This window comes from Caballeronia sp. M23-90, from assembly GCF_053574605.1.
This window is the reverse complement of sequence record NZ_JBSIPA010000380.1, coordinates 1-6,512: the sequence shown is the minus strand read 5'-3', so window position 1 is coordinate 6,512 and position 6,512 is coordinate 1. Positions and strand designations below refer to the sequence as shown.

6 protein-coding genes are annotated in these 6,512 nt (G+C 60.2%); 2 read left to right on the top strand and 4 right to left on the bottom strand.

Going from position 1 to position 6,512, the window contains the following annotated elements:
• Together ACRXB1_RS27450 and ACRXB1_RS27445 are read left to right on the top strand one after the other, a co-directional pair.
• The coding region (locus tag ACRXB1_RS27450) for a ShlB/FhaC/HecB family hemolysin secretion/activation protein (RefSeq protein WP_449493816.1) at window positions 1-1,645 on the top strand (1,645 nt) is incomplete at its 5' end.
• 172 nt (window positions 1,646-1,817) lie between these two features.
• Window positions 1,818-2,291, top strand: a complete 474-nt coding sequence (locus tag ACRXB1_RS27445; protein ID WP_061999629.1) for a DUF2147 domain-containing protein — start codon at window positions 1,818-1,820, stop codon at window positions 2,289-2,291.
• A gap of 71 nt (window positions 2,292-2,362) precedes the next feature.
• Here the strand turns inward: ACRXB1_RS27445 and ACRXB1_RS27440 are convergent, their stop codons facing one another.
• From ACRXB1_RS27440 to odhB, 4 genes are all read right to left on the bottom strand, one after another.
• A complete protein-coding gene (locus ACRXB1_RS27440; RefSeq protein WP_119024643.1) occupies window positions 2,363-2,830 on the bottom strand; it encodes a transposase in 468 nt (155 codons plus the stop codon).
• Window positions 2,831-2,993: 163 nt separating this feature from the next.
• Window positions 2,994-4,091: a cell division protein ZapE gene (gene zapE / locus ACRXB1_RS27435; protein WP_062000890.1), complete on the bottom strand. Its 1,098-nt coding sequence runs from the start codon at window positions 4,089-4,091 to the stop codon at window positions 2,994-2,996.
• A 103-nt stretch (window positions 4,092-4,194) separates the two neighbouring features.
• On the bottom strand, window positions 4,195-5,625 hold the full coding sequence (gene lpdA / locus ACRXB1_RS27430) for a dihydrolipoyl dehydrogenase (RefSeq protein WP_061999630.1): 1,431 nt from the start codon (window positions 5,623-5,625) through the stop codon (window positions 4,195-4,197).
• Window positions 5,626-5,740: 115 nt separating this feature from the next.
• The coding region (odhB, locus tag ACRXB1_RS27425) for a 2-oxoglutarate dehydrogenase complex dihydrolipoyllysine-residue succinyltransferase (RefSeq protein WP_449493815.1) at window positions 5,741-6,512 on the bottom strand (772 nt) is incomplete at its 5' end.

Genomic DNA, 6,512 nt, shown 5'->3' with positions numbered 1-6,512 from the left:
TCAAGCGCAGACCAGCGGGCAAGTCGCGCGCCCGTCCGTAGCGGGCAATCCGCTCGACGCGCTGCCACAAGTGAATGCGCCGCAAAAACCGCCGTCGGTTACGGTCGATGTCCAGACGCAGACGCCGCATATCCAGGAGCTGCTGGCGCGCCACCTGACGCCGCAGAAAATCCAGATCGAAGGCGCAAAGACCATTCCCTTCGATGAAATCGCCCAACGCTTCACACCGCTCGTCGGCAAGGACGTCACCATCGGCGAATTGATGGAGACCGCGAACGGCGTGACCGCGCTCTACAAGGAACGCGGCTACGCGCTCTCCTTCGCCTTCGTGCCCGCGCAAACGTTCGAGGGCGGCGTGGTCCACATCACGGTGGTTGAGGGTTACGTAGCCGATGTAAAGATAAAAGGCGACCCTGGTACCACGGAAAAACGCATTCGTGCGATCGCTGACCGGATCCGCGCCGATCGTCCGTTGAAACAGGATACGTTCGAGCGCTACGTCAACGTTCTTGGCCTCACGCCCGGCGTGAAGATCGCGGCGACCGTCGCGCCGCCGCAGACCACAGATGGCGCCACCTCGCTCGAACTCGATGTCGACCGCAAGCCGTTCAACTTTGCAACGGGTATCGACATGAATCACCCGGGCTTGCAAGGCATTGTGAGCGCAACCGAAAACGGCCTGCTGGGACAAGGCGAGACCATCGGCGCGTCGGCGTTGTTGCCGAAAGGCCGCAACGATCAAACCTACTTCGCAGTCAACGGCGCACTGCCCATAGGCACGGACGGTTTCACCGCAAAGGTCGATGCTTCGCACTACTACGGTCATCCCGTCGATAACCCCGGCCTGCCCTCCTTCGTCGAGCGCACCGTGGTCAACGACAAAGTCGGCTTGTCGGCGTCGTATCCGTTCATTCTGAGCAATTCGCGCAGCCTGATCGGAACGGCCGGCGCATACGCGTCGCATGACGAAGACCGCTTCAAGAACACGATCACGGGCGCGCTGCTTGGACAGCGTTCGCAAGTCCGCGTGACGACGCTGCAGCTCGACTACACCGGCGTAGACACTGGCACTGTGCGGCGCGCAAGCATCAACGTGGCAAAGGCGTTCGATGTACTGGGCGCATCGAAGACGGCGGAAACCAACATTCCCGGCGTTGTCACAACCAACCCGATCTCGCTCACCTTCGTGCGCACGGGCGCGACGATTTCGCAAACCAACGAATGGCCGTACAAGATCGGCACGTCGATCGCCGCGACCGGACAATACAGCCCGGACTCGCTGCCGACGTCCGAGCAGATTGCGTTCGGCGGCCAACGTTTCGCACTCGGTTATCAGCCGGGCGAAGTGTCGGGCGATTCCGGCTGGGCGGCATCGGCCGAAGTGAACCGGCCGTTCGCCATCGGGCTTGCGTTCATGAAGAGCGTCACGCCCTACGTTTCAGTCGATACCGCCCATGTGTACCTGCACGGCGGCACGGCGAAACCGAGCCGGCTGGCATCGGTGGGCGTGGGCTTCCGCGTGTCCGATGCGAAGTACTACAGCCTGGATTTATCACTCGCAAAACCGGTGGGCGATGCCCCCGTGGAAGGCAACGGTTCTCGCAGCCCGCGGGTGAACGCGACGTTCTCCTACCAGTTCAACTGACCGGCACCCAGGGCATGCATGGCACACGCGTGGTGTGCCATGCATGCCCGCCATGAACCAACTAGAGGAAGTCCTATCAAACGTCCTTGTTGCTTTGACGTATTCTGTGCGCCAAACAATGGCGCATGAAGCGGCCAACACATCAAGAGACGTTTCACCTCCAGGAGGAAGCATGACGAGTACGACTGAGCGCGCGCATCGGCAATTCAAACGCATCTTGCTGGCCGGCGCATTGCTCGCATCGGCTGCAAGTACGCTTGCACAGGCGGCATCGCCGGCGGGACTCTGGCAAACCATCGACGATGCAACCGGCCAGCCCAAAGCCGTGGTTCAAATCGTCCAGGAAAGCGACGGCACGCTTTCCGGCAAGATCCTCGAGGGGATTGGCAGCAACAATGACCCTACCCGCCGGTGCACAGCCTGCACCGATTCACGCAAGGATCAATTGGTCAAGGGCATGACGATCATCAACGGCATGAAGCCTGATGGCGATGCGTGGGATGGTGGCCAGATTCTCGACCCGGAGAACGGCAAGTCGTACAAGTGCAAGATGCATCTCGACGACGACGGCCAGAAGCTCGTGGTCCGCGGGTATATTGGGGTGTCGCTGCTTGGGCGCTCGCAGACCTGGATCAGGCAGCAATAAACTTGTGCGGCTTTGATGCAGAAAAATCCGGCTGCAGATTCAGATCTACAGCCGGGTTTCTATTTGCACGATTACGCTGCGCGACGCGCGCCGTCGGTGTAATCTGCCGGCGCCGGATTGGGCGCCTGCACGATCGGAACGAACACCACACGGGCATCACCATTCACTGATGCGCCAGTTACCGGATCGGCTACGTGATCGCCAAGGCCTGCGGGCAGTTCAACTGGCACGCGCATACGCGATGTCATCAGCGAATACAGACCTTCACTCGCGCCGCCAAACAACTGCTGCATCACACGAGCCAGTACGCCCGAATCATGCCACGCCTTGAAGCGGCGATGACACGTCTGGTACGACGGATATTTGCGCGGCAGCGTGGACCATGAAGCACCGCTGTACATCACCCACAACACGCCGTTGAGCACGGCGCGGGTGTTGGCGAGCGGCCGGCCGCGCAACTCTGAACGGGGACGCAATTCGGGCAGAAGCGGCGCCACCAATTGCCATTCTTCGTCGGACATATCGCGGTAAGGCTTCATGGTTTCCTCCAATCACAAGTAAGTGATTAGAAGATACCCATCCGCCCGAAACGCCGGTATCAGACATGTCCGAATCTTGAAATAGCGCGCCAAGCCTTGCAGCACTAACCTGACGACGAAATTATGAGTCTCGCATTGTCGACTGTCCTGTCGGCTGACGTCATCAGGTCAGCGACGTATCGACGAGCCTGCGTTCGGACTCCAGATATTCCTTGGACTGCATCTCCGTGATCCGCGAGACCGTGCGCGCAAATTCGTTCGCCATTGGACCTTCCACGTACAACTCTTCGGCCGGCACTTCGGCCGACATCAAGAGCTTCACCTTGTGGTCATAGAACACATCGATCAGCCACGTAAAGCGGCGCGCCTCCGACGCATTGCGCGGCGACATCTTCGGGACTTCGGACAGGATGACCGCGTGAAAGCGGCTCGCCAGTTCGAGGTAGTCGTTCTGCGATCGCGGGCCGCCGCAGAGCGTGGCGAAGTCGAACCAGACAACGCCATCGGCTTTGCGCAACGCCTTCAGTTCACGCTTCTCGATACGCAGGATCGGGCTTTCGTCGGGCACGGCGGCGAGCTTCGCAAAGTCGGCGCGCAGCGCCTGGTCAGCGGCCGCACCGAGCGGCGTATGGTAGGCCTTCACTTGCGACAACGTGCGCTTGCGATAATCCGTGCCGGCATCGACGTTGATCACGTCGAGCTTCGACTTGATCAGCTCGATGGCAGGCAGCAACCGGTCACGATGCAAACCATCGGGATACAACAAATCCGGGTCATAGTTCGACGTCATCACGAACTGCACGCCCGCGCCAAACAAACGGTCGAGCAGGCGATACAGGATCATGGCATCGGCGATATCGGAGACGTGAAACTCGTCAAAGCAGATCAGCCTGTACCGCTTGGCTACGCGCCGCGCGAGTTCATCGAGCGGATCGGCCGTGCCCTTCAGTTCTTCCAGTTCGCGATGCACCTCGCGCATGAACTCGTGAAAATGAAGACGCGTCTTGCGCTGCACCGGCACGACCGCAAAGAAGCTGTCCATCAAAAAGCTCTTGCCGCGCCCCACGCCGCCCCACATGTACACGCCGCGCGGCAAGTCCGGGCGCGAGATCAGCTTCTTGAACGCGTTAGAACGGCGCGCCTTGTACGCGACCCATTCGTCGTAGCAGCGCTGCAGTCGTTCGACCGCCGCGAGTTGCGCGGCGTCCGACTGATAACCCCGCGTCTCTAGTTCGTGTTCGTAGTATTCGGTGACGTTCATGGTGCGCGGTTTCAAGGCCAGGGAGACTGAAGACGACGGACAAAACAAAGGCGAGCGGGATAACTCCCGCCCGCCTTCGTCATGCTGCTCAAACCTGCTGCAATTACATGTTGAGCGCGCGCTTGTCGACGGCGAGCGCGGCTTCGCGCATCACTTCCGACAACGACGGATGCGGATGGCAGATCCGGCCGATATCTTCCGATGCCGCCTTGAACTCCATCGCCACAACCGCTTCGGCGATCAGGTCCGACGCATTGGCCGCAATGATGTGGCAACCGAGCAATTCGTCGGTCTTGGCGTCGGCGATCATCTTCACGAAACCGTCCGCCTTGCCAATGCCGAGTGCGCGACCATTGGCCATCATCGGGAACTGGCCGGTCTTGATCTCGCGGCCTTCGGCCTTCAGTTGCTGCTCCGTCTTGCCGACCCACGCAATTTCCGGTTCGGTGTAGATCACCCACGGAATGCAGTTGTAGTCGATATGCGGCTTCTGACCGTCGATGATCTCGGCCACCAGCACGCCTTCGTCTTCCGCCTTGTGCGCGAGCATCGGGCCACGCACCACGTCGCCGATTGCGTACACGTTCGGCACGCTCGTCGCGCAGTGGTCATCAACGGGAACAAAACCGCGTTCGTCCGTCTTGAGGCCGATTGCTTCCAGGCCGAGATTGTCCGTATTCGGCACGCGGCCGATCGACACGATCAAACGGTCGGCGTCGAGCGTTTGCGCGTTGCCGTCCTTGTCCGTGTACGCCACCGAGACACTCGAATCGGTCGTCTTCACTTCGCCGATCTTCACGCCGAGATGAATGTCGAGACCTTGCTTCTTGAACTGCTTCGCGGCTTCTTTCGAAAGCGATTCGTCGCATGCGCCGAGGAACGCGGGCAACGCTTCGAGCACCGTCACGCTGGCACCCAGGCGACGCCACACCGAACCCAGTTCCAGACCGATCACGCCGGCGCCGATCACGGCCAGCTTCTTTGGCACCGAATCAAATGTCAGCGCGCCTTCGTTGTCCGACACGATCTTGTTGTCGACCGGAATGGCCGGCAGGTGACGCGCCTTCGAACCCGTCGCGATGATCACGTTCTTCGCCGTCACCGTTTCGGTTTCCGCTTCGCCACTCACTTCGATCTGCACGCCGGCGTCCGTCTTGCCGGTGAACTTGCCGTGACCCTTGAGCCACGTGATCTTGTTCTTGCGGAACAGGAATTCGATCCCCTTCGTCATCTTCTCGACAATGCCGTCCTTGCGAGCAAGCATCTTCGAGATATCGAGCTTCACGTCGCCCACGTTGATACCGTGATCGCCGAGGTGATGCGAGACGTTTTCGAACTCTTCCGACGAAGCCAGCAGCGCCTTCGACGGGATGCAACCCACGTTCAGACACGTGCCGCCGAGCTTCAGGGTACCCGCCGGGTTCTTCCAGCTTTCAATACATGCAACCGACTTGCCGAGTTGCGCCGCGCGAATCGCCGCGATGTAACCGCCAGGGCCTGCACCAATCACGACGACATCAAATTCTTTGGACATGACTATCCTTCTCTTGTTGGATACATGGCGCGCCCGAGTCTATCGAGCGTGCCACGAGTCCTAAATAAGGTCTTAATGCTGGATTAAAAGAGCAACTGCGAGGGCACGGCAGGGATCACAGGTCCAGCAGCAAGCGAGCCGGATCTTCCAGCGCATCCTTCATCGCAACCAGCGACAACACCGCTTCACGACCGTCGATGATCCGGTGATCGTAGGACAACGCCAGGTAGTTCATCGGGCGGATCACGATCTGGCCGTTCTCGACCACGGCGCGTTCCTTCGTTGCGTGCACGCCCAGAATGGCCGATTGCGGCGGGTTGATGATCGGCGTCGACAACATGGAGCCAAACACGCCGCCGTTCGAGATCGAGAACGTGCCGCCCGTCATTTCTTCGATCGACAGCTTGCCGTCGCGTGCCTTCGCGCCGAACTCGGCGATCTTCTTCTCGATCTCGGCGAGACTCAGTTGATCGGCGTTGCGCAAAATCGGCACCACCAGACCGCGCGGCGAACCGACCGCGATACCGATATCGAAGTAACCGTGATAGACGATGTCGTTACCGTCGATCGACGCATTCACCAGCGGGAACTTCTTGAGCGCACGAACGGCGGCCTTCACGAAAAACGACATGAAGCCGAGCTTCACGCCATGTTCCTTCTCGAAGCGGTCCTTGTACTTGTTGCGCAGGTCCATCACCGGCGCCATGTTCACTTCGTTGAACGTGGTCAGGATGGCGTTGGTCTGCTGCGACTCGAGCAGACGCTCGGCAATGCGGGCGCGCAAACGCGACATCGGCACGCGCTGTTCCGGACGGTCCTTCAACCACTGGTCGGCGCCCGGCGCCTTCACGTCCGGCAGGGACGGCTTGGCAGCAGCCGGAGCCTTA

Excerpts from the sequence above, each read along its gene's own strand:
- zapE (WP_062000890.1), bottom strand. The coding sequence starts at position 4,091 with ATGAACGTCACCGAATACTACGAACACGAACTAGAGACGCGGGGTTAT.
- ACRXB1_RS27440 (WP_119024643.1), bottom strand. The coding sequence starts at position 2,830 with ATGAAGCCTTACCGCGATATGTCCGACGAAGAATGGCAATTGGTGGCG.
- ACRXB1_RS27445 (WP_061999629.1), top strand. The coding sequence starts at position 1,818 with ATGACGAGTACGACTGAGCGCGCGCATCGGCAATTCAAACGCATCTTG.
- lpdA (WP_061999630.1), bottom strand. The coding sequence starts at position 5,625 with ATGTCCAAAGAATTTGATGTCGTCGTGATTGGTGCAGGCCCTGGCGGT.